This is a genomic window from Thalassobius sp. MITS945101 (genome assembly GCF_047123305.1).
Lineage (GTDB): Bacteria > Pseudomonadota > Alphaproteobacteria > Rhodobacterales > Rhodobacteraceae > Thalassobius.
The window spans coordinates 3,862,655-3,884,142 of record NZ_CP138918.1; the positions used below are offsets into that span (position 1 = coordinate 3,862,655).

18 protein-coding genes are annotated in these 21,488 nt (G+C 60.2%); 11 read left to right on the forward strand and 7 right to left on the reverse strand.

Going from position 1 to position 21,488, the window contains the following annotated elements; genetic code table 11:
• Window positions 1-429: 429 nt before the first annotated feature.
• The gene (locus SIC14_RS18975) at window positions 430-1,071 is read left to right on the forward strand and encodes a DUF1684 domain-containing protein (RefSeq protein WP_412563471.1); all 642 of its coding nucleotides are present in this window, start codon (window positions 430-432) and stop codon (window positions 1,069-1,071) included.
• Here the strand turns inward: SIC14_RS18975 and SIC14_RS18980 are convergent.
• On the reverse strand, window positions 1,068-1,469 hold the full coding sequence (locus SIC14_RS18980) for a PaaI family thioesterase (RefSeq protein WP_412563472.1): 402 nt from the start codon (window positions 1,467-1,469) through the stop codon (window positions 1,068-1,070). The two genes, SIC14_RS18975 and SIC14_RS18980, sit on opposite strands and share 4 nt — an antisense overlap.
• A gap of 141 nt (window positions 1,470-1,610) precedes the next feature.
• Between SIC14_RS18980 and SIC14_RS18985 the strand changes: the two genes are divergently transcribed.
• On the forward strand, window positions 1,611-2,327 hold the full coding sequence (locus SIC14_RS18985; protein WP_412563473.1) for a hypothetical protein: 717 nt from the start codon (window positions 1,611-1,613) through the stop codon (window positions 2,325-2,327).
• A gap of 50 nt (window positions 2,328-2,377) precedes the next feature.
• Here the strand turns inward: SIC14_RS18985 and SIC14_RS18990 are convergent, their stop codons facing one another.
• The 4 genes from SIC14_RS18990 to SIC14_RS19005 form a co-directional block, all read right to left on the reverse strand.
• The gene (locus SIC14_RS18990) at window positions 2,378-3,811 is read right to left on the reverse strand and encodes an NAD(P)(+) transhydrogenase (Re/Si-specific) subunit beta (RefSeq protein ID WP_412563474.1); all 1,434 of its coding nucleotides are present in this window, start codon (window positions 3,809-3,811) and stop codon (window positions 2,378-2,380) included.
• A gap of 13 nt (window positions 3,812-3,824) precedes the next feature.
• Complete coding sequence (locus SIC14_RS18995) at window positions 3,825-5,396, reverse strand: Re/Si-specific NAD(P)(+) transhydrogenase subunit alpha (RefSeq protein WP_412563475.1); 1,572 nt, start codon at window positions 5,394-5,396, stop codon at window positions 3,825-3,827.
• 123 nt (window positions 5,397-5,519) lie between these two features.
• Entirely contained in the window at window positions 5,520-5,972 is a 453-nt protein-coding gene (locus SIC14_RS19000) for a methyltransferase family protein (RefSeq protein ID WP_412563476.1), read from the reverse strand.
• 215 nt (window positions 5,973-6,187) lie between these two features.
• Window positions 6,188-7,123, reverse strand: coding sequence for an MBL fold metallo-hydrolase (locus SIC14_RS19005; RefSeq protein WP_412565900.1), 936 nt, complete (start codon window positions 7,121-7,123; stop codon window positions 6,188-6,190).
• 222 nt (window positions 7,124-7,345) lie between these two features.
• On the opposite strand from SIC14_RS19005, the gene SIC14_RS19010 reads away from it, so the two are divergent.
• The 5 genes from SIC14_RS19010 (at window position 7,346) to SIC14_RS19030 (ending at window position 13,878) form a co-directional block, all read left to right on the forward strand.
• On the forward strand, window positions 7,346-8,110 hold the full coding sequence (locus SIC14_RS19010) for an SDR family NAD(P)-dependent oxidoreductase (protein ID WP_412563477.1): 765 nt from the start codon (window positions 7,346-7,348) through the stop codon (window positions 8,108-8,110).
• Entirely contained in the window at window positions 8,110-8,481 is a 372-nt protein-coding gene (locus SIC14_RS19015; RefSeq protein ID WP_412563478.1) for an MmcQ/YjbR family DNA-binding protein, read from the forward strand. Before SIC14_RS19010 ends, SIC14_RS19015 begins: the two co-directional genes overlap by 1 nt.
• A 200-nt stretch (window positions 8,482-8,681) precedes the next feature.
• Window positions 8,682-9,899: a kynureninase gene (gene kynU, locus SIC14_RS19020; RefSeq protein ID WP_412563479.1), complete on the forward strand. Its 1,218-nt coding sequence runs from the start codon at window positions 8,682-8,684 to the stop codon at window positions 9,897-9,899.
• A gap of 207 nt (window positions 9,900-10,106) precedes the next feature.
• A complete protein-coding gene (gene kynA / locus SIC14_RS19025) occupies window positions 10,107-10,946 on the forward strand; it encodes a tryptophan 2,3-dioxygenase (RefSeq protein ID WP_412563480.1) in 840 nt (279 codons plus the stop codon).
• A 463-nt stretch (window positions 10,947-11,409) separates the two neighbouring features.
• Entirely contained in the window at window positions 11,410-13,878 is a 2,469-nt protein-coding gene (locus SIC14_RS19030; RefSeq protein ID WP_412563481.1) for a Hint domain-containing protein, read from the forward strand.
• A 38-nt stretch (window positions 13,879-13,916) separates the two neighbouring features.
• On the opposite strand, the gene SIC14_RS19035 is transcribed toward SIC14_RS19030, so the two are convergent.
• Window positions 13,917-14,801: a LysR family transcriptional regulator gene (locus tag SIC14_RS19035; protein WP_412563482.1), complete on the reverse strand. Its 885-nt coding sequence runs from the start codon at window positions 14,799-14,801 to the stop codon at window positions 13,917-13,919.
• Between the two features lie 89 nt (window positions 14,802-14,890).
• Here SIC14_RS19035 and SIC14_RS19040 point away from each other — a divergent pair, with 89 nt between their 5' ends.
• The gene (locus SIC14_RS19040) at window positions 14,891-15,514 is read left to right on the forward strand and encodes a LysE family translocator (RefSeq protein ID WP_412563483.1); all 624 of its coding nucleotides are present in this window, start codon (window positions 14,891-14,893) and stop codon (window positions 15,512-15,514) included.
• A gap of 12 nt (window positions 15,515-15,526) precedes the next feature.
• On the opposite strand, the gene SIC14_RS19045 is transcribed toward SIC14_RS19040, so the two are convergent.
• Window positions 15,527-16,306 (reverse strand): gamma-glutamyl-gamma-aminobutyrate hydrolase family protein, encoded by a 780-nt coding sequence (locus tag SIC14_RS19045; protein WP_412563484.1) that lies wholly within the window; start codon window positions 16,304-16,306, stop codon window positions 15,527-15,529.
• Between the two features lie 217 nt (window positions 16,307-16,523).
• Here SIC14_RS19045 and pepN point away from each other — a divergent pair, with 217 nt between their 5' ends.
• The 3 genes from pepN (at window position 16,524) to SIC14_RS19060 (ending at window position 21,187) form a co-directional block, all read left to right on the forward strand.
• Entirely contained in the window at window positions 16,524-19,076 is a 2,553-nt protein-coding gene (gene pepN / locus SIC14_RS19050) for an aminopeptidase N (protein WP_412563485.1), read from the forward strand.
• Between the two features lie 153 nt (window positions 19,077-19,229).
• Entirely contained in the window at window positions 19,230-19,649 is a 420-nt protein-coding gene (locus SIC14_RS19055) for a hypothetical protein (protein WP_412563486.1), read from the forward strand.
• Window positions 19,650-19,966: 317 nt separating this feature from the next.
• Complete coding sequence (locus tag SIC14_RS19060; protein ID WP_412563487.1) at window positions 19,967-21,187, forward strand: hypothetical protein; 1,221 nt, start codon at window positions 19,967-19,969, stop codon at window positions 21,185-21,187.
• Window positions 21,188-21,488: the final 301 nt, after the last annotated feature.

The following is a 21,488-nucleotide window of genomic DNA, read 5'->3' on the forward strand; positions in this document are numbered from 1 at the left end:
TAACTGAATACTTCGGCATACAATGATTAGATTTCGACATGATAGCGCTCGCAAATCCGCACTGATTGCGGAGCGGCGCGCAACACAGCGCTATCGCGCAAGCGCAAGCTGTAAACTTGCAGCAGTGCATTGACCGGATCAGTCTTTTGCCCTTTTCGAGCGACAGGCCCCCGAAAACTAATTTTGCTCCACAGACGCAAACTATTGCAGTTTTGCAGTTGATCGACGGGACACGAGCGGGACGACTGGAACGCAGCTGTTTCACCGCAGCTCCAAAACTGCCAAGCTCCCTGACCCGCCCGGACAAAGCGTTGGGGTGTGGCCGCGGCATTGATGAAGATTAGGTTAACGCGCTTGTGACCGCTGGCAAGCCGCGCAAAGGTTGTTCTTTGGCTTCAAGGCTTTAGCCTTTAGGCAAAGGAGCCGCTAATGCACGACCGCCACCTTCCCCCAAGCTACCTAGGCCCCGCGCCTTATGCGCTGGCGGATTGGCGGCGGCGGGTGAATGACCTTTATGCCGCTGTGCGGGCCACCCGCGATGCACGGGCAGGCTGGGCGCTTTGGCATCAAACCCGCAGTGACCTCTATTGCAGCCACCCCATGTCACCGCTGCCACCAGCCGCGCGGGTGGCATTTCAGGACATTCCGGTCTTCCCCTATGATCCGGCACTGCGGTTTGAGGTGGGCCTGACCCCGCTAGACGCCCCGCCGCTGCGTTTTGATCTGGGAGAGGATGGCGTCACACAGGCCCGCCCCTTGGCACAGACATCCGGGCTGGCGGCTTTGGGACAGGAGCTGACGGTCTATTGGATCGACGGCTACGGCGGTGGCCTATTCCTGCCGTTTCGTGACGCCAGCAATGGCGATGGCAGCTACGGGGGTGGCCGCTATCTGATTGATGCGATCAAAGGGGCGGATCTGGGGCTGACGGCATCAGGACGGCTCATCCTCGATTTCAACTTTGCCTATACGCCCTCCTGCGCCTATTCCCCGCGCTATGTCTGCCCGTTGTCGCCCCCTGAAAACACCTTGCAAACCGCCCTCCGTGCGGGGGAGCGGTTTGAGGGTTAGCCGGTGACCAGCACCGTCCCCTGCGCTAGGGCGCAGAGTTTTTCCTCGCCGTCTTTCACCGCATAGACCCGACAGGAACAAACCGCCTGCCGCTTACCGTGGCTTTCGACCTCGGCCCGCGCGATCAGCTGCTCACCAATTGCGGGGCGGGTGTAGTTGATCTTCATCTCCAGTGTCAGCACCTGCCCTAGCACCGAGCCGCCTGCGTAGGTCAGCGCATTGTCCGCCAGATAGCTGACAACCCCGCCATGGGCAAACCCGTGCTGCTGTTTCAGATCCGCACGCAGCGGCAGCTGGATCTCGGCCAGCCCCTGCTCAAACTGTGTCAGCTCCGCCCCAAGCAGCACACTGAACGGCTGCTGTGCCAGAACACCTTTGCCAAATTCCAGAATGTCCATGTTCGCCTCCTCGCTCCGTCCACAGGAACGGGTCATGCCGCAGCTGTCAAAGGCGACCATGGGTCAAGCAATGTAGGGAAAATGTTGATTTGGCTACCGTCATGTCGCCTAATTGAAGCCTGATCACGTAGGGAGCAGGTGATGGGACGAAAACGATGGACTTTGACGACAACCGCCGTTTTGGCGGCCTGCATGTTTGATCCTATAACCGTATCGGCCTTCACCGGCACCGGCGCGGGCATCCCCACCTGCGCACCCGAGGAAATCGCAGCGTCATTTGGCAATTGGTCGGCACAAGTGGCCCCAACCGAGGGCGCGCTCCTTTGGTCACAGGATGAGCAGCCTGTGAAGCTGCGGGTGGCATTGCAAGCTCTCAATCCGCGTAAAGACAACGCATCCGCGGATGCCATCGCGATGGACATTACGGTCACCGATGATCAATGGGCCCATTTCTTTGAAAATGACCCCAGACTGCGGCTGAGCCTCATGGTTGGCGACACCCGCCTGTTGTCAGAACGCACAGCCTCACATCCAAACATCGAAGACATGCAGCGGGCGTACAGGCATTACGAAGACCTAGCCCTGGAAGAACCTGCATCAACAGGCAAGATCGCCGGTGATCGTGTGGTGGTACAAGGGTTTTCCTTCAAACGTGGCTACCACGGTCAAGTCCCGCTGTCAGACTATCTGCAGGTGCTTTCCTACGCTGATGCCCTCTATGTTGTTGCCGTTGAACTTCCTGAAACGGCAGATGGCGCGCTCACGTATCCCGCCCACTATCAGGTCTCCCCAGAGGGGTTGGCGGAAACCCTCACATGGCTGGATGCGCAGATTGACGTTATCTGCCGCGTGGAATGAAAAAGCCCCGCCAGTTTGGCGGGGCTTTCTTATCTCATCACACGACTGGATCAGCTGATGCGGGTCAGCAGGTCATCCAGCGATTTCTTGGCGTCGCCGTAGAACATGCGGGTGTTTTCTTTGTAGAACAGCGGGTTCTCGATACCGGAATAGCCGGTGCCCTGACCACGCTTCGAGACAAACACCTGTTTCGCCTTCCAGCATTCCAGAACCGGCATCCCCGCGATGGGGCTGTTCGGATCTTCCTGCGCGGCCGGGTTCACGATGTCGTTCGAACCGATCACGATGGCCACATCGGTTTCGGGGAAGTCATCGTTGATCTCGTCCATTTCCAGCACGATGTCGTAAGGCACTTTCGCCTCCGCCAAGAGCACGTTCATATGCCCCGGCAGACGCCCGGCAACGGGGTGAATTGCGAAACGCACCTCTTTGCCTTTGGCGCGCAGACGACGGGTCAGTTCCGCCACGTTCTGCTGCGCCTGTGCCACCGCCATGCCGTAGCCTGGGATGATCACGATGCTGTCGGCCTCTTCCAGTGCGGTCGAAACCCCGTCCGCGTCGATGGCGATCTGTTCGCCTTCCACTTCCATTGCCGGACCAGCGGTGCCGCCGAAGCCGCCCAGGATCACCGAGATGAACGAGCGGTTCATCGCCTTACACATGATGTAGCTGAGGATTGCACCCGAAGAGCCCACCAGCGCACCGACCACAATCAAGAGGTCGTTGCCCAGCGAGAAGCCAATCGCCGCAGCCGCCCAGCCCGAGTAGCTGTTCAGCATCGAAACAACCACCGGCATGTCGGCGCCGCCGATGCCCATGATCAGGTGATAGCCAATGAACAGCGACGCGATGGTCATGATGATCAGCGGCAGCAGGCCACCGGTGTTGCAGTACCAGATCAGCGCGATCAGCGACAGGCCAGCCGCTGTGGCGTTCAACACATGGCCACCGGGCAGCTTGGTCGCTGCCGAGGTCACTTTGCCCGCCAGCTTGCCATAGGCCACCACAGAACCGGTGAAGGTTACCGCACCGATGAAGATGCCCAGGAACAGCTCAACCCGCAGGATGCCGATTTCCACGGCGTCCTTTTTGGCCAGCAGTTTGGCAAAGCCTTCCAGCGCCTTCTTCTCGTCCTCGCCCATGACCAGAACACGGCCCAGTTCGATATGGGCAATGAAGCCCACAAAGACCGCCGCCAGACCAACAAGCGAATGCATCGCCGCCACCAGTTCCGGCATCTGGGTCATCTGCACGCGGGTCGCCAGCTTGTAGCCGATGAAGCCGCCCGCAGGGATCAGCAGGATTGAGACCCACCACAGACCCGCACCGGGGCCAATGAGCGTGGCAAAGATCGCCAGCCCCATACCAACAATACCGTACCAGACGGCGCGTTTAGCACTTTCCTGACCGGACAGACCGCCCAGAGACAGGATGAAAAGCACAGCCGCAACAACGTAAGCGGCAGTCGTGAAACCAAAGTCCATAAGTCCTTACTCCTTAGGATTTCTGGAACATGGCAAGCATGCGCCGCGTAACGAGGAAGCCGCCAAAGATATTGATGCCGGTCATAAAGACCGAAAGTGCAGCCAGCAGGATCACCAGGAACGAGCCCGAGCCGATCTGCATCAGCGCGCCGAGAATGATGATCGAAGAAATCGCGTTGGTCACCGCCATCAGCGGCGTGTGCAGCGAATGCGCGACGTTCCAGATCACCTGGAAGCCCACAAACACGGCCAGAACAAACACGATGAAGTGCTGCATGAAGCTGGCCGGCGCAACTAGGCCAACGCCCAGCAGCAGAACCGCACCAACGGTCAGCAGGGTCACCTGATTTTTGGTCTGCTGTTTGAACGCGGCCACTTCCTGTGCCCGGATCTCCTCCGGCGTCAGTTCAGGCACGGTTTCCTTCGGCTTGGCCGCAATCGCCTGCACTTTCGGCGGTGGCGGCGGGAAGGTGATTTCGCCCTGATGGGTCACGGTTGCGCCGCGGATCACGTCATCTTCCATGTCGTGATTGATCTGACCGTCCTTTTCTGGGGTCAGGTCTGTCATCATGTGGCGGATGTTGGTGGCATAAAGGCTGGAGGCCTGTGCTGCCATCCGCGACGGGAAGTCGGTGTAGCCGATGATGGTCACGCCATTGTCGGTCACGATCTTCTCATCCGCCACGGTCAGCTTACAGTTGCCGCCTTTTTCCGCCGCAAGGTCCACGATGACCGAACCCGGTTTCATCGCTTCGACCATGTCTTTGGTCCACAGTTCAGGCGCTTCGCGGTTCGGGATCAACGCGGTGGTGATCACGATGTCCACTTCGGGGGCCAGTTCGCGGAACTTGGCCAGCTGCGCTTCACGGAACTCATCGGACTGAACCGAGGCGTAGCCACCGGTCGAGGCGCCATCGGTGCCTTCTTCCTCAAAATCCAGATAGACAAACTCAGCGCCCATCGATTCAACCTGCTCGGCCACTTCGGGGCGGACGTCAAACGCCAGCGTGATTGCGCCCAGCGAGGTTGAGGTGCCGATGGCAGCCAGACCGGCCACACCCGCGCCCACAACCAGCACTTTGGCTGGCGGCACTTTACCGGCGGCGGTCACCTGACCGGTGAAGAACCGGCCAAAGTTATTACCCGCCTCAATCACCGCACGGTAGCCGGCGATATTGGCCATCGACGACAGCGCATCCATTTTCTGCGCCCGGCTGATCCGTGGCACCATTTCCATGGCGATCACATTCGCGCCTTTGGATTTGGCCAGTTCCATGCCCTCTTCGTTCCCACCGGGGTTGAAGAAGGAGATCAGCGTCTTTTCCTTGTTGAGGCGTTTCAGCTCGGTCTCATTGGGCTGGCGCACCTTGGCGATGATGTCCGCGGCTTTCCACAGCGCGGCGGCGGTTTTGACAACCTCCACACCGGCAGCTTCATAGGTGGCATCCGAGAAACCCGCCGCCGCACCGGCGCCGGTTTCGATTGCACATTCATAGCCAAGCTTCTGGAGTTGAAGCGCCGAGTCCGGAGTCATTGCGACCCGGTTCTCACCTTCAAAGATTTCCTTTGGCGTTCCGATTTTCAACTGTCACGTCCCCCTTCAGAACTGTGTGCGTCGCGTCGATTGCACGACGTGTTATAGCGGATCGGGCGCGCAATAAAATTACGCATTAATACGCGCCCCTTTGAATACTCTTTCGCACCCATGTCAAATCCAACGCCGCGTCCTCTGGCAGTAGCGGGCAAAATCTGCCCGAAATTTCCGCCGCAGCGCTTTTTCCTCCTGGATCACGAAACGATTTTCGACGAGCCAAAGAAAAATAGGCACCAATGGCAAGGCCAAAATTGTATCGAAACACAGTAGAAACCCCGCCAAAATCAGCAAATAGGCCAGATAAATCGGGTTTCTGCTGCGTTTGAAAATACCTGATGTCACAAGCACGTCACCGGTTTCGTGAGGATGCAAAGCGGCCCCTTTCTGGCGCATTTCGACCACGGCAAGCGCGATCAGGATCACACCACCGCCCAGCAATACGGCGGCCAGAAAGTCCGTGATCGGGTGGCTAAGGCTCAGATCTACGTGGAAATACTGATCTGAAGCCCATCCCAAGGCGCCAAACAGCAGCAGCCACAGAGGTGGCAGATCCAGCTTTTTCAACATGGTCCAAACCCGTCGCAAAAGAGCCGGGACGCCCCCTGCGCCCCGTTGTAGAGATTAAATGCCCTCAGCGCAGCAAACCTGCCAAGCATGAAATGCCCGTAAAACCGCGGCCTTCTGTCCCGTTTTCCAGCGAAGGTGACAAATTGGGCACTGCATTTCAGACCAATGGCCAATTTGTCCAATAGAATCGACTGCTTGGTTGGGGAAGATTGGTGTTACTCCCACTCCATCTCTTCATAGACACGGCCTGCATTCTTGGTCGCCAACTCCTCATAGGTGTCCAGATTCGTCCAGGCGCTCTGATCGACGTAGTAAGACGATGCCAGATCACCGCCCTCCTCGATATGCGCCCCGATCTTGGCGCGCAGATCGGTCAGGTAGTCGTAGGTGTAGCGGCGGACCTGCGCCAAGTTGGTCGGATGACCGTGGCCGGGGATCACATAGGTCGGGTTCAGCGGCTCCATCTTGGTTTCCCAGGTCTCCAGCCAGCAGGAGGTGCAGATGCCTTCAAAAATCGGCAGCATTCGTTCGTGGAAGGCAATATCCCCCGCAATCAGCATGTCCCACTGCGGCAGCCAGACCTGCGTGTCGCCGGGATCATGCGCCGGGCCCATATGCATCACCTCGATCTGAACCCCGCCAAGGGTCAGGCTGTAGCTGTCCTCAAAGCTGAGGTTCGGGGTCACGGTACGGGTGCCCTCGGCCTTGTCGCGGTTGTAGCGTTCCATCCCCTGCAGGATGAAATCCGCCTCCGAGGTGAAGGCCTCGATCGCGTCCACATGGGCCAGAATATCAACCCCCAGATCCATCCAATAGGCATTGCCCAGCATCGCATGGCCCTGGCCGTTTTCATTGATCACCAGCACCACGGGCTGATCCGTGACGGTTTTGATCTCTTCGTGCAGTGCCGCTGCCAGCCGGACCGAGGCACCACCGTTGACCACAACCACCCCCTCATCCGTAACGATGAAAGACAGGTTATTGTTGTGGCCCGAGTTCTCATAGGTCGGCGGTGCAGTGGCACCGATGGCGGAAAAGACGTGCGGGATCACTTCGACCGGTTTGGAATACAATTCGGACTGCGGATATTTGTCAGCAATATCCTCACTCGCCGCAGCCACTCCGGCCAAAGCCGCGGTGCCCCCCGCCATCAACGCTCCAAAGCGCAAACCAAACTGTGTCATAGTAACCTCCCAAGTCTTTCCAAGTGCCCGACGGCCTCGCCACAAATTCACTCATATGAATGTATTTGTAAAGCACTCACCGCCTTGCCGCAGATTTCGTGACACTGCGGAACTTTGCCGAGGGAATGCAACCCTGTCTTGCACGCCCTGCCCCACCCGCTATCGTCTTGCCCAAAGAGGGAGAACATCATGGAACGCAACGGACATCTGAAAGGCAGACACGCCATCGTCACCGGTGGTGGCACCGGCATTGGTCTGGCCATCGCGCAGGCGCTGGCGGCACAAGGCGCAGAGGTCACTATCACCGGCCGCCGTCTGGACGTGCTGGAAGCCGAGGCCGGCAACGGCCTGCATGCCTTGCAGATGGATGTCTCCGAGGAGGCTTCGGTGGTTGACGGCATGGCCGCTGCCGTTGCGGCACGTGGCCCGATCCAGATCTGCGTTCCCAATGCCGGCATCGCCGAGGGCCGCGCCCTGCATAAGACCGATATGGACTTCTGGCGACAGATGATGGCGATCAACGTGGACGGCTGTTTCCTGACCATCCGCGAGGCGCTGAAATCCATGCATGGCACCGATTGGGGCCGGGTCATCGCCGTCAGCTCTATCGCAGGTCTGCGCGGCCTGAAAGGCGGCGCCTGTTACACCGCCAGCAAACACGCGATGGTTGGCATGATCCGCGCCCTTGCCGCCGATTACGCGGGCAAGCCCTATACTTTCAACGCCCTCTGCCCCGCCTATGTCGACACAAACATCGTGCCGCAAAACATCGAAAGCATCATGAAACGCACCGGCATGTCGGAACAGGAGGCCCTACAGGTCATGGTCGGCGCCAACCCACATGGCCGCCTGATCACGCCCGAAGAGGTGGCCGAGGCCGCTTTGTTCCTCTGCGGCGAACACTCCGGTTCGATGAACGGCCACGCTTTGCAGGTTTCAGGCGGGGAGATGTGATGACCCGGGACGAGTTCAACAGCTTCTGCGCCACCTTTCCGGCCACCTCTCATGTGGTGCAATGGGGCGAGTCGGATGTCTGGAAGGTTGCCGACAAACTCTTTGCAGTCTGTGGCTGGGCTGAGGGCCGCGACGCCTTCACCTTCAAGGTCAGCAAGCTGGCTTATGAAGTGCTGAGCGATCAGCCCGGTCTGCGCCCGGCACCCTATCTCGCCTCCCGTGGCATGAGCTGGATCCAGCAATACGACACGCCCGGCCTCAGCGATCCCGAATTAAAACAGCACATTGCGGCCTCCTATGAACTGGTGGCTGCAGGTCTGTCGAAAAAGAAGCGACGCGAATTGGGCATCCCCATCCCCGGCGAAGACTGATCTGCCTGCTGACACACAGGCCGCCGTGATCCCCTGTGATCCCCTGTGATCCCCTGTGATCCCGGCTATCACATTTGTTGATACCGGTATCAAAAAGCTTCATTGGCACGTTATAACCGTTTTCCGCTATGCCCGCCGCAACCGCGTGTCACGCCCCCCCGGCCCACGCCCCCAGTTGCCCGCATGAACAGGAGCCCGCCATGACCGATTTCGCCGCCACCAAAGAGATGTTCTACCTGCCCGAAGGCATGATCTACCTCGACGGCAACTCGCTTGGCCCGCTGCCCAAGGCGGCCCCCGCCAAGATGGACGCGGTGATGAAAGACGAATGGGGCGAATTTCTGATCACCGGATGGAACAAAGCCGGCTGGATGGCGCGTCCAACCCAGATCGGCAACCGCATCGCCCGGCTGATCGGGGCCGAAGAAAACCACGTGATGGTCGGCGACACCCTGTCGATCAAAGTGTTCCAGGCCGTTGCCTCCGCCATGGACATTGCGCTCTCCCGCAATCCCGACCGCAAGGTGATCCTCTCGGACAACGGCAACTTCCCCTCGGACCTCTATATGGCGGAGGGGCTTATCAAAACCCTGGACCGCGACGGTACCAAGGGGCTGGAATTGCGGGTCGTCGACCCTGAAGCGGTCGAAGAAAACCTCACCGATGAGGTGGCCGTGATGATGATCACCGAGGTGGACTACCGCACCGGTCGCAAACACGACATGCAGGCGCTCACTGAAAAAGCCCATGCCAAGGACATCGTCACCGTCTGGGATCTGGCCCATTCGGCTGGTGCCTTTGAGGTGGAACTGGCGGCCTGCAAGGCAGATTTCGCCGTTGGCTGCACCTACAAATACCTGAACGGCGGCCCCGGCGCGCCGGCCTTCATCTACGTCAACCCGGCCCATGCTGACACCGCGCAGCCAGCCCTTTCCGGTTGGCTCGGCCATGACGCGCCTTTCGCCTTTGAACAAAGCTACCGCCCGGGCGCAGGTGTGGAACGGATGCGTGTCGGCACCCCGCCTGTGCTGGCCAATGCTTCGCTTGATGCCGCGCTTGACATCTGGGACCTCACGACGATGGCCGAGATCCGCGCCAAATCGATCGAACTATGCGAGCTCTTCATCAAGAAGGTCGAAGCCCGCTGCCCGATGCTGAAGCTGGCCTCGCCCCGTGATCCGCAGATCCGTGGCAGCCAGATTTCTTTCCACTTTGAGGACGGTTATGCGGCCATGCAGGCGGTGATTGCGCGCGGTGTGATCGGTGACTTCCGCGCCCCCGACATCATGCGCTTTGGCTTCACCCCGCTCTACGTGGATGAACAGGACGTGATCAAAGCGGCCGAAATCATCGAAGATGTGATGGTCAACAAACTCTGGGATCGCCCGGAGTATAAGGTACGCAACCGCGTAACCTGATCCGGATGGCTGCTCCAACGCAACATATCCCCCTGTGCCGCCCATGTTTCTGGGCGGCCTACTGGCGGGCCAAGGCCCGCCTCACCTGTTTGGCCACCTGAACGCTGACAACGGCAGATTTGGCGCGCCCTGCGCCTTCTCTTTGGTATAAATATCCAAATCCCCCGCTGCCCACCCACGGGCCAGCGGCCGTTTCAGGTGACACAGATGACCCAAAACACCCCCTACAACCCTGCCAAAGACGGCGCCCAGATGAGCTTTGACGGGCGGATGTCCTATGGCGACTATCTTGGCCTCGACAAAATCCTCACGGCGCAGGCTCCGCTGTCGGACGCCCATGATGAGCTGCTGTTCATCATTCAGCACCAGACCTCGGAGCTGTGGATGAAACTGGCCGTGCACGAGCTGCACGCCGCCCGCGACCTGCTGAAGGAGGGCGCCTACCGACCCGCTTTCAAGATGCTGGCCCGCGTCAGCCGGATCTTTGAACAGCTCAATTCCGCCTGGGATGTGCTGCGCACCATGACACCGTCTGACTATACCCGTTTCCGCGAAGATTTGGGCCAAAGCTCTGGCTTTCAAAGCTATCAGTACCGCCAGATCGAGTTCATGCTGGGCAACCGCAATGGGGCGATGCTGAAACCGCATGCCCACCGCGAAGACCTGACCGCCTTGTTGACGCAGGAACTGGCGCAACCGTCGCTTTATGATGTGGCGCTGCAGGCGCTTTCGGCCATTGCCGATCTGCCCGAGGAGGTACTGAACCGCCCCAGCGCCGAGGCCTATCAACCGCATGACGCCGTGGCGGCAGCCTGGACCAAAGTCTATCAGGCCCCCGAAACCCATTGGGAACTCTATGAGTTGGCCGAAAAACTGGTGGATCTGGAAGACTACTTCCGGCGCTGGCGGTTCAACCACGTCACCACGGTGGAGCGGGTGATCGGCTTCAAACGTGGCACTGGTGGCACCGGCGGTGTCAGCTATCTGCGCCGCATGCTGGAAGTCGAGCTGTTCCCCGAACTGTGGCACCTGCGCACGGAACTCTGAGTTCTGATCCCGCAATCCCCCTCTGCTGCGGGGCCTCCTGCCCCCCGGAAGGCCCCGCAGCGCCTTGCAACAAATCTCCGCGCGCCGACCTGTCGTTCACAAGCTGGCAACAATCGCCCCCGAATTGGGGCGCGAATATGGCGGCGCTGTGGTGGGCAAAATTGGGCAATGCTGCCTCTTCGCCGCGCTTGCGCCCTCAGGCCCAGCGCGGCCACCACGCACCCGGCCCCTTAATTTCTTGGGGCAACCGCCTACTGCCCTGCCCCATAGGCAGGCAGGGTTCCCCGCGAAATCCAGGCGGTCCCACGCCACATTTGCAAAACCGCTGTCCCAAAGCTCCGCGAATTTGTCTAAATTCGTGCAAACCCCTGCCCCAGCCGCCCCGTAGCTTGTTTGAAACCACCCGCGTGTGACGCCGCAATTTCGGCCACCGCTTCAATGGATTCGAACACAGGACAGCCCCATGCCTTCTGGTTATCTGGTCACACTTGCAGATGGATCGCTCGACGCGGGCGATGTGATCAGTGGCGGGTTGATCACCTTCACCACCCAGACCACCATCGGGGCGGGCAACTGGGTCTGGACCGGAACTTGGGGCGGCAACACCTACACCAACACGCAGGAACCGGGCGTCTATTATCAAGGCACCGACGGCAACGTCTATTTTGTGCCCGACTATGGTCCTGTCGACTCGCTCACCTCCTCCACCGTGATCAGCGCCCCGACCTTTGTGACCAACACACAGGACGGCATTGTCGAAGGCACCGGCGAAGGGGAGCTGATCGACGGCAGCTTCACTGATGAGGACGGCGAAAGCGTCAGCACCGGCGCCGACAGCATCGAGGCCGGTGGCGGTGATGACACCATCACGGCCCAAGGCGGCGCTGACACGGTGATTGCCGGGGCAGGCAACGATGTGGTCAATGGCGGCGGCGGCGCAGACCTGATCTACGGCGACGATGTGACCCCGGCCACGCCCACTTCCGAAGTGCTCAGCTGGACCGGTCAGGGCAGCGATGGGCAAGACATTTCAGGAGGCTTCACCCAAGACACCGGCGAGATGCTGGTTGGGGTCAGTTTTTCGGACACCGGCAACAACAACCCAAACTTCCGGCTTGAAACCAATTCCAACGGCTATGTAGCCCCCGGCGAAAGCTTTGATGCCAACTCCATGCTGCGGCTGGGCGGCAATGGCGACAGCGACACCTCCACCACCACCTTCAGCTTCTCCGCCGCCACCGGATCGGAGATGCAGGATGAGGTGCAGAATGTCTCGTTCCGGATCAACGATATCGACATGGGCACCCATCGAGATATCATCACGATCAACGCCTATGATGCCAACGGCAATCCGGTCAGCGTCACCATCTCGGTCAACGGCACAGATACCCTCAGCGGCAACACGATCACCGCCGGCAGCGGTGGCGAGCAGGTTGGGGATCAGGCGGGTTCGGCCCTGATCGAGATCGCCGGTCCGGTGCAGAGCATCGAGATCCAATATGGCAACGTACAGACCGGCGGTCAGGTCATCTATGTCTCGGACCTGCTGTTTGACACCATTGTACAAGATCCCGGCAATGACAGCCTGTCCGGCGGTGGCGGTGCAGATACGATTTTTGGACAAGAAGGTGACGACACCCTGTCCGGCGACAATGGCAACGACAGTCTGGATGGCGGCACGGGGGCGGACAGTATTGCGGGCGGCAGCGGTTCGGACACACTGATTGGCGGCGACGGCAACGACACCTTGGCGGGCGGCGCTGATGGCGACTCGCTGGTGGGTGGCACGGGGATGGATTTCCTCGACTATTCCACTTCGGATGCAGCGGTTGCGATTGATCTGGGCCTTGGCACCGCAAGCGGCGGCCATGCCACCGGCGATACGCTGGGCGCAGGGCTGGACGGGATCATCGGGTCGGACTGGAACGACACGCTGACCGGCTATGACGGTCAGGGCGCGGATTGGACCAACGTCTTTTACGGCGGGGCTGGCAACGACCTAATGGACGGCGCGGCGGGGGACGACAGCCTCTATGGCGGCGCGGACAATGACACCATCATCGGCGGGCTTGGCGCGGATGTGATCGACGGCGGTGACGGCAACGATCAGTTGTTTGTTGGCGCAGGCGACACGGTGACCGGTGGCGCGGGCGATGACATCTTCATCATCGACGACACCGCACTTGGCGGCGGCACCATCACCATTGATGGCGGCGAAACCGATGAGCCGGGCGGCGACACGCTGAACTTCTCGGGCCAGTTGACTTGGGCTGACGTGACCCTGACCGACACCAACCCCGATGCATTGGCAGGCACCGCGACGCTGGGCGATGGCACCACGGTCAATTTCTCCAACATCGAAAACCTGGTGATCTGCTTCACCACCGGCACCCGCATCTGGACCCCGCATGGCCCGCGCTTGATCGAAACACTGACACCCGGCGATCTGGTACTGACCCGCGATCACGGGGTGCAGCCGATCCGCTGGATTGGTCAGCGCACGGTGAAAGGCGCAGGCCGTTTTGCGCCGATCCGTTTTGCCAAAGGGGTGCTGGGCAATGAGCGCGAACTGCTGGTGTCACCGCAACACCGGATGCTGCACCAGTCAACGGCAGCAAACCTCTATTTCAACGACAGCGAAGTGTTAATCCCCGCCAAACACATGGTCAACGGCACCTCGATCCAGCAGATCGAGACCGAGGAGGTCACCTATGTCCATATGCTGTTTGACAGCCATGAAATGGTCTTTGCCGAAGGCGCGGTAAGCGAAAGCTTCCACCCCGGTGCGATGGGTCTGACGGCGATTGACGCCCCGGCCCGCGAAGAGCTGTTTTCGCTGTTCCCCGAACTGCGGTCGAACCCGAACGGCTATGGCGACACCGCACGGCTGTGCCTGAAGGCCCATGAGGCGCAGCTGTTGCAGGCGGCATAATTTTGCGAAAATAGTCGCTTAAGGCGCCTGGCTTGGGTCTAATCCTGCATTTTTGACAGAATACTTAGCAATCGCATGGTCAAGGGATTGGCCACCGGCCCATCCGGCCAGACGGCATAGACCGGAATGGGCGTAACCCGCCATCCTTGCAAAACCTCAACCAACCGCCCCGCAGCCAGATCCGCCGCGACGAAGTGGGTTGGCGGTGAGGCTAAAGCCATGCCTTCCCGGGCAAAATCCGCCATCGCCTCGATATTGTTCACCGTAATATTGCCCGCCTGCGTCACCGACACCTCTTCGCCATCCGGCCCGATAAGCACCCGCTGACCAGACATCTTTGCAAAACGGATCCACGGGATAGCCGCCAGATCCGCCGGGGTGTGGATCGGGTCAAACCGGGCCAGAAACGCCGGACTGGCCACCAAGGCGCGCGGCATCTGCCAGAGCTTGCGGCATTTGAGACTGGAATCCGCCATTCCGCCGGATCGCAACGCCAGATCATAGCGTTCCCCCACCAGATCCTCCCAGGTGTCCGAATAGTGCAGATCCAGTGCAACCTTTGGATTTTCCATGTGAAATCTGGTCAAAGCCGCCGCAACAGGGGACTGCGCCATTGCCGAGGTCAGGGTGATCCGCAAGGACCCACTCAGCGGCGCGTCGGGGTCTTTCGCCTGCATCAGACCGGTTTCGGCCAAGGTCAGCATCGCCTCGGCAGAGGCAAACAACCGTTCGCCCGCATCCGTCAGGCTAAGCCTGCGGGTTGACCGGTAAAGCAGCGGATGCCCCAATGCCTCTTCCAGCTGTTTGACGTGATAGCTGACCACAGAAGGTGTCATGCCCAGCGCGCGTCCCGCCCCACGGAAGGAGCCTTGGCGCACACATTCGGCAAAAATGCCCAGAGATTTCAGACGATCGACCAACATTGCATAAGTTTTTTTGCACAATCTGTCTAATTATACCAGCCTACCGGACACATGCCTCGGCCGGTATCTCCAACCTGAAAGGAGATCTCATGCCGTTTCTGTCGATGCCCCTGCTTCCAATGGCCCTGTTTGCCGCTTCCCTGTCGCTGGCGCCCGGTCCCGTGAACCTCATCATCCTGTCCACTGCGCTCAATCACGGCGTGCGGGCACCGCTGCGTTTCATCACGGGCGCGACCCTTGGGTTTACTGCGCTTCTGGTGCTGACCGGCCTTGGCCTCAGCGCCACTCAGGCGCTGGCCCAAAGCTGGATGGACCTGCTCAGCTGCATTGGCGCGGCGGTGATCCTCTATTTTGGCTATGGCCTGTTGCGGGCGGAGGGCACGCTGGACACCCACGACGCCCCGATCCCCGGTTTTTGGCAAGGGGCGGCTTTGCAATGGCTGAACCCCAAGGCCTGGATTGCCTGCCTCAGCGGTGTAGCGCTGTTCAACCTGCAGGGCAGAACACTGGAACTGCTCCAGTTTTCAACGCTTTACTGTGTGATATGTTTCTGCGGCATCGGCGCCTGGGCGGTGTTGGGCCACAATCTGACTCGTTGGCTGGATACGGCCCGCAAACGGCGGGCGCTGAATGCCACCTTGGGCACCTGCTTGATCCTTCTGGCGCTCAGCCTGGCCGCAGCTCCGGCCCAGCGCCTGCTTACAGTTTCTTAGGCGATCTGGGTCTTAGGCGATCTGGCGATAGGCTTCGCCGCGCCGCGCATCCGCATAGGCGCGGGTGGCTTTGCCAAAGGCCTCAAACAGCGGGCGCGACACCGGATCATTGGCGCTGTCCCATTCCGGATGCCATTGCACCGAATAGGTAAAGCCCGGCGCATCCTTCACATAGATCGCTTCGGGCGTGCCATCAGGCGCATGACCGTCAATCACGATCCGTGCGCCTGCATCCTTGATCCCCTGCCCGTGCAACGTGTTGGTCATCACCTCCTGCGCCCCCATCATCTGATGGAAAGGACCGGCAGCAGAAAACTTCACCGTATGGCGCAGGGCAAACTTCTCTTCCAGGGTGCCATCGGGCGGCATCCGGTGGTTCATCCGCCCCGGCAGATCGCGGATTTCGGGATAGAGCGAGCCGCCCATCGCAACGTTCACCTCTTGGAACCCACGGCAGATCCCCATGAAGGGCTGCCCACGTTCCACACAGGCGCGCACCAGCGGCAGGGTGATCGCATCCCGGCAGCGGTCAAAATCGCCATGTGCCGCAGTGGCAGATTCGCCATATTCCTCAGGATGCACATTGGGCCGGCCACCGGTCAGGATGAAACCGTCGCAGGCCTCCAGCAGTTCCTCTACCGTGACCAGACGTGGGTCGGGCGCAATCAACATGGGCAGACAGTTGGACACGGTTGCCACCGCCTCAGAGTTCATATGCCCCACCGCATGCACGGGGTAGCTGTCATTGATGAGGTGCTGGTTGCCGATGATGCCAACAATGGGACGTGTCATAGGAAGCCTGTCAGATCTGTTGCGCCTTAGGATTACAGTAACGGCACAAAGCCCTTTAGAAAAAGCACTTTGATGCGCATGAGCGCGCAACGCCCTGTGCAGCAACCCTTTTGCAGGGAATTTCAGCAATCCTGAGGTGCGCGGGATTGAAGCCCCACTAAAACCACCCTACGCTGCGGCGCAACAAATACGCGTAACCCGTACCCGGAGACAGTCGATGAAAGACGCCGCCCCCCAGAAAATCTATCTCAGTGATTATCAGGTGCCGAATTATCTGGTGGAGGATGTGCATCTGACCTTCCGTCTGGCGCCAGAGTCCACGCGGGTGCTGTCGCGCATCACCTTCCGCCCCAATCCCGAGGCCAGCAGCAAGGATTTCTTCCTGCATGGGGAAGATCTGAAGCTGATCTCAACCAAGATCGACGGCGCCGCGGTCACTCCGGATCTGGTGGTCGGCGGCCTAGCCTGTGCCGTGCCGGATGCCACATTTGTCTGGGAGGCGGAGGTGGAAATCAGCCCCGCCACCAACACCGCGCTGGAAGGGCTTTATATGTCAAACGGCATGTATTGCACCCAATGCGAGGCGGAGGGTTTTCGCAAGATCACCTATTATCCTGACCGCCCCGATGTGATGTCGGTCTTTACCGTCAGGATCGAAAGTGACCTGCCCGTGCTTTTGTCCAACGGCAATCCGGTTGCGTCTGGTGAAGGTTTTGCCGAATGGCACGATCCCTGGCCAAAACCGGCCTATCTGTTTGCCTTGGTGGGCGGGGAGTTGATCAACCACCCCGACACATTCACCACCAAATCCGGCAAAGAGGTCGAGCTGAACATCTACGTCCGTCCCGGCGATGAGGGCAAATGCGCCTTTGGGATGGAGGCCTTGAAAAAATCGATGATCTGGGATGAAGAGGTGTATGGCCGTGAATATGACCTCGACATCTTCAACATCGTTGCGGTGGATGATTTCAACATGGGGGCAATGGAAAACAAGGGGCTGAACATCTTCAACTCCTCCTGTGTTCTGGCCTCAGCGGAAACCTCAACCGATATGAACTTCGAACGGATCGAAGCCATCATTGCACATGAATATTTCCACAACTGGACCGGCAACCGCATCACCTGCCGCGACTGGTTCCAACTGTGCCTGAAAGAGGGGCTGACGGTTTACCGCGACGCCCAGTTCACCGCCGACATGCGTTCAGAACCGGTGAAGCGGATTGAAGACGTCATTGCCCTGCGCGCCCGCCAATTCCGCGAAGACAACGGCCCGCTGGCCCACCCCGTGCGCCCTGACAGCTTTGTGGAGATCAACAACTTCTACACCGCCACCGTCTATGAAAAGGGCGCCGAGCTGATCGGCATGTTGAAAACTCTTGTGGGCGATGCCGCCTATTATAAGGCGCTGGACCTCTATTTTGATCGCCATGACGGCGATGCGGCCACCATTGAAGATTGGCTGACCGTCTTTGAAGAAAGCACTGGCCGCGACCTTACCCAGTTCAAACGCTGGTACGAACAGGCGGGCACCCCCCGTCTGGCGGTGGAAGAATCCTATGAGGATGGCACTTTCACACTGACCTTTAGCCAGTCCACGCCGCCGACCCCCGGTCAGGATCAGAAAGACCCGCGGGTGATCCCCATTGCGGTGGGCCTCTTGAACCCCAATGGCGATGAGGTGGTGCCCACAACGGTGCTGGAAATGACCGAGGCAACACAGAGCTTCCGCTTTGAAGGGCTGACCGCACGGCCGACCCCCTCGATCCTGCGCGGTTTCTCAGCGCCGGTCATTCTGGAACGCGCCAGCAGCAACGCAGAGCGCGCCTTCCTGCTGGCGCATGACACCGACCCCTTTAACAAGTGGGAGGCCGGTCGCGCTCTGGCCCGCGCCGGTCTGGTGAAGATGATCCTGAACGGTGCCGCGCCTGATGGGGCTTATCTGGATGCAGTGCTGCAGGTGCTGCGCGATGACAGCCTTGATCCCGCCTTCCGCGCGCTGGCGCTGGGGCTGCCCAGTCAGGACGATCTGGCCCAAACACTGGTGGATCAGGGCCACACGCCGGACCCGCAGGCCATCTATGAGGCGCTGGAAACCCTGAAAATGGCGATGGCCACCCATATGCAGGACGTACTGCCGCGTATCTACGCCCAGTATCAGGTGACCGAGCCCTATCAGCCCGATGCCGAACAGTCCGGTGCACGGTCGCTGGCCAATGCCGCCCTGTCGCTGATTTCCCGGGTTGATAGCGGCACGGCAGCACAGGCGCAATACGACAGCGCCGACAATATGACCCAGCAACTGGCCGCATTGGCCGCCCTGTTGACCGCTGGCAAAGGGGAACAGGCTGTCGCCGCCTTCTATGAGCAATGGAAGGAGGACCGTCTGGTCATCGACAAATGGTTCGGCCTGCAAATCAGCCTGGCCGATCCAGCCAATGCAGCTGAAGTGGCAGCGGCGTTGACCCAGCATCCCGATTTCACCATGAAGAACCCCAACCGGTTCCGCGCCACCTTGGGGGCGCTGGCCATGTCACCCGCCGGGTTCCACCGTGCGGACGGGGCGGGCTACAAGCTGCTGGCGGACTGGCTGATCCAGTTGGACCCACTGAATCCGCAGACCACCGCGCGGATGTGCTCCGCCTTTGAGACCTGGAAACGCTATGACTGCGACCGGCAAGCGCTGATCGCGGCCCAGTTGGACCGCATTCTGGCGCAGGAGGCGCTGAGCCGCGACACGCAGGAAATGGTCAGCCGCATCCGCAACGCCTGATCAGCCCAATGCAAAAGACAAAAGGCCGTCCCTCGAGGCGGCCTTAACCTATTGAGGCGCAAGAACAGTTTACCAAACGTGAAGAATGCGCCCCTTATGATCAATAAAATATGCACTATTTGAGCCGTATTATGATCATAGGTAACGATCATCATGGCACGTGTGCATTCATATCGCTTTCGGCGGCAGGGGCTGCTGCAACTGGCCAAACTGGCCGGGGCGGTGATGCTCTGGGCGCTGCTCTTTGCCATCGCCAGCCGTTTGACCCCTTGGGAAGCGGGGCTTTTGACCAGCACAATCGCGCTGCTCTCGGCCCTTATGCTGCGGGACGCGCTGAACACCCGCCGCGCCGGATGCTGGATCAGCAACACCCATTTCCACGTCTACCACGGTGAGGATCGCGTCAGCGTTCCGATCAACCAGATCGTCGCGATCCACGGCCGCACCCGCTGGGGCAGCATGCAATCGGGCCAGATTGAAACCCTGTCCGGCAAGATGGTGCCTGTCGCCACCTCCGCCCTGCCGCCCGCGGCGCAATTGCAGGGCTGGTTCGACCGGAACAAAAGCGCCTGACCCGGCCGCTGCAAAGCTGACTCGTTTCCCATGGGTCATGCCCGCTTGGCAAGGCTGACGCGCGGGTCAAGCGCCGCATTTCCATTACGACAATTTTCCGTCAATCGTCGGAATTTCGACGATTTTCCCGACAATCAGAGCGCGATCCGTCAATTCCCTGACAAAACCGGGACAATCCGTCCAAATCGGCAGGAAATGCGGCTCAAAATGAGCCCCAACTCTCCCTGCCGCTGCCCTTTTTCCGCCCGAATGCGACGCGAAATTAAGGGGGTAAACCGTTCGACTGTATCAGTACTCACGCCAAAGAAGAGCCTCGCATGACCCCCACGACCCCTGCCAACGGGCTGCTTGCCAGACTGCGCCAACAAATGTCCCCCCGCCTGCCACGGCGCCGGACGCGCACAACGGCACCTGCCGTCTGCCAGCCCCAAAACGCCCTTTCTGCCACCCACTCTGCGGCGCTGGCCGCCTTCCCCGAAGTGCTGACCAGCAGCGAAGACACCGCGCGCCAAGAGCTTGAGGCGCGGGGACAGTTTCTGGCCCGTCAGGACCGCTGGGACGATCTGGGCGCGGAAATCCGCGCCGCCGATCAGGCCCGCCTGCGCACCCCCGGTGGGGCCGCTCATTGCGACCTTCTGGCCCGCGGCGCCCGTCTGGATGTTGTGGCACCTGTTCAGCAGATCCTGTCGGACGCAACCCTAATGCCCCAGCACGCCCCGCGCGGTGGCATTGAGCAGCTCGAAGCGCAGCTTGACGAATTTCCCGACGATTACGGCGTAGCCCTTGTGATCGTCAAAGCCCATGTCGATCTGGCCTGGGCCTGGCGCGGCGAGGACTGGCAGGATGCCCTACCCGCCGCCCGACTGACCAGTTTCCAGCGCCATATGGCGCGTGCGGAAGAGATCCTGGACCGTTTCAACCCCTTTGAACATGACAGCCCCGCGCTGGCGGCCTGCCGCTGTGCCCTGCTCGCTGCAGCGGTAGAACCGGATGTTCGGATGGCGGATGACTATGAGGACCTGATTGATCTCGACCCCGCCAATCCCCGCCATATGCGGGCCTTCGGCAACCACCTGCTGCCACGGTGGTTTGGCTCTTACCAGATGCTTGAGGTTGAGGCGCGACGTATCGCGCTGATGACCCAAGATCTGTGGGGTGCCGGTGGCTACGCCTGGGTCTATCTGGACGCTCTGTCCGTGGACCCCGGGGCGCTGGAACTGCTTGACGGTGAGTTCTTTCTGGAAGGGATGCGCGACATTCTGGAGCGCGCACCGGACCAGCATGTGGTCAACACCTGGGCCGCTTTCTGCGCCGTGACCCTGGCCGAACTGCCCGCCCACCGCCGCGCCACCCGCGAAGTGCTGCGCCTGCTGCGCTCTGCCTTGGAATGGATCCAACGGGACCACCTTGAGGAACTGCACCCGCTGATCTGGGGGCAGGCCAAAATGGGTCTGAAACCGGCGCGTCTGGACACCTCATTAGAGGCCATCGCCGACATGGGCCGCACCGCCGCCCGCAACGCGCTCGCCCCTGCTTGAGGGACGCCGCACCGAGATCACCGAACGACTGCCTGACTGCGCCCCCTCTTGGGGGCGCCTTTTTGTTGCGGGGAGATACAGTCCTACATCATAGACAATACCGCGACCGAACCGAGGGGCGGAAAAGCGAAGCGCCCGCCCCATCAAACCAGAGGTTTGTCTGCGACAAAACGGGGCGGTTCGGGCGCAGCCAAATCATTGATTTGGCATAAGCCGGACAGCAATTATTCGATTTACGCTAGAATATTTGTGGCCCAGACCTCTGCCTCGGGCCAACCAAGCTTTCCGATCTGGTCGATTG

Excerpts from the sequence above, each read along its gene's own strand:
- SIC14_RS18975 (WP_412563471.1), top strand. The coding sequence starts at position 430 with ATGCACGACCGCCACCTTCCCCCAAGCTACCTAGGCCCCGCGCCTTAT.
- SIC14_RS18980 (WP_412563472.1), bottom strand. The coding sequence starts at position 1,469 with ATGGACATTCTGGAATTTGGCAAAGGTGTTCTGGCACAGCAGCCGTTC.
- SIC14_RS18985 (WP_412563473.1), top strand. The coding sequence starts at position 1,611 with ATGGGACGAAAACGATGGACTTTGACGACAACCGCCGTTTTGGCGGCC.
- SIC14_RS18990 (WP_412563474.1), bottom strand. The coding sequence starts at position 3,811 with ATGGACTTTGGTTTCACGACTGCCGCTTACGTTGTTGCGGCTGTGCTT.
- SIC14_RS19000 (WP_412563476.1), bottom strand. The coding sequence starts at position 5,972 with ATGTTGAAAAAGCTGGATCTGCCACCTCTGTGGCTGCTGCTGTTTGGC.
- SIC14_RS19005 (WP_412565900.1), bottom strand. The coding sequence starts at position 7,123 with ATGGCGGGGGGCACCGCGGCTTTGGCCGGAGTGGCTGCGGCGAGTGAG.
- SIC14_RS19010 (WP_412563477.1), top strand. The coding sequence starts at position 7,346 with ATGGAACGCAACGGACATCTGAAAGGCAGACACGCCATCGTCACCGGT.
- SIC14_RS19015 (WP_412563478.1), top strand. The coding sequence starts at position 8,110 with ATGACCCGGGACGAGTTCAACAGCTTCTGCGCCACCTTTCCGGCCACC.
- kynU (WP_412563479.1), top strand. The coding sequence starts at position 8,682 with ATGACCGATTTCGCCGCCACCAAAGAGATGTTCTACCTGCCCGAAGGC.
- kynA (WP_412563480.1), top strand. The coding sequence starts at position 10,107 with ATGACCCAAAACACCCCCTACAACCCTGCCAAAGACGGCGCCCAGATG.
- SIC14_RS19030 (WP_412563481.1), top strand. The coding sequence starts at position 11,410 with ATGCCTTCTGGTTATCTGGTCACACTTGCAGATGGATCGCTCGACGCG.
- SIC14_RS19035 (WP_412563482.1), bottom strand. The coding sequence starts at position 14,801 with ATGTTGGTCGATCGTCTGAAATCTCTGGGCATTTTTGCCGAATGTGTG.
- SIC14_RS19040 (WP_412563483.1), top strand. The coding sequence starts at position 14,891 with ATGCCGTTTCTGTCGATGCCCCTGCTTCCAATGGCCCTGTTTGCCGCT.
- SIC14_RS19045 (WP_412563484.1), bottom strand. The coding sequence starts at position 16,306 with ATGACACGTCCCATTGTTGGCATCATCGGCAACCAGCACCTCATCAAT.
- pepN (WP_412563485.1), top strand. The coding sequence starts at position 16,524 with ATGAAAGACGCCGCCCCCCAGAAAATCTATCTCAGTGATTATCAGGTG.
- SIC14_RS19055 (WP_412563486.1), top strand. The coding sequence starts at position 19,230 with ATGGCACGTGTGCATTCATATCGCTTTCGGCGGCAGGGGCTGCTGCAA.
- SIC14_RS19060 (WP_412563487.1), top strand. The coding sequence starts at position 19,967 with ATGACCCCCACGACCCCTGCCAACGGGCTGCTTGCCAGACTGCGCCAA.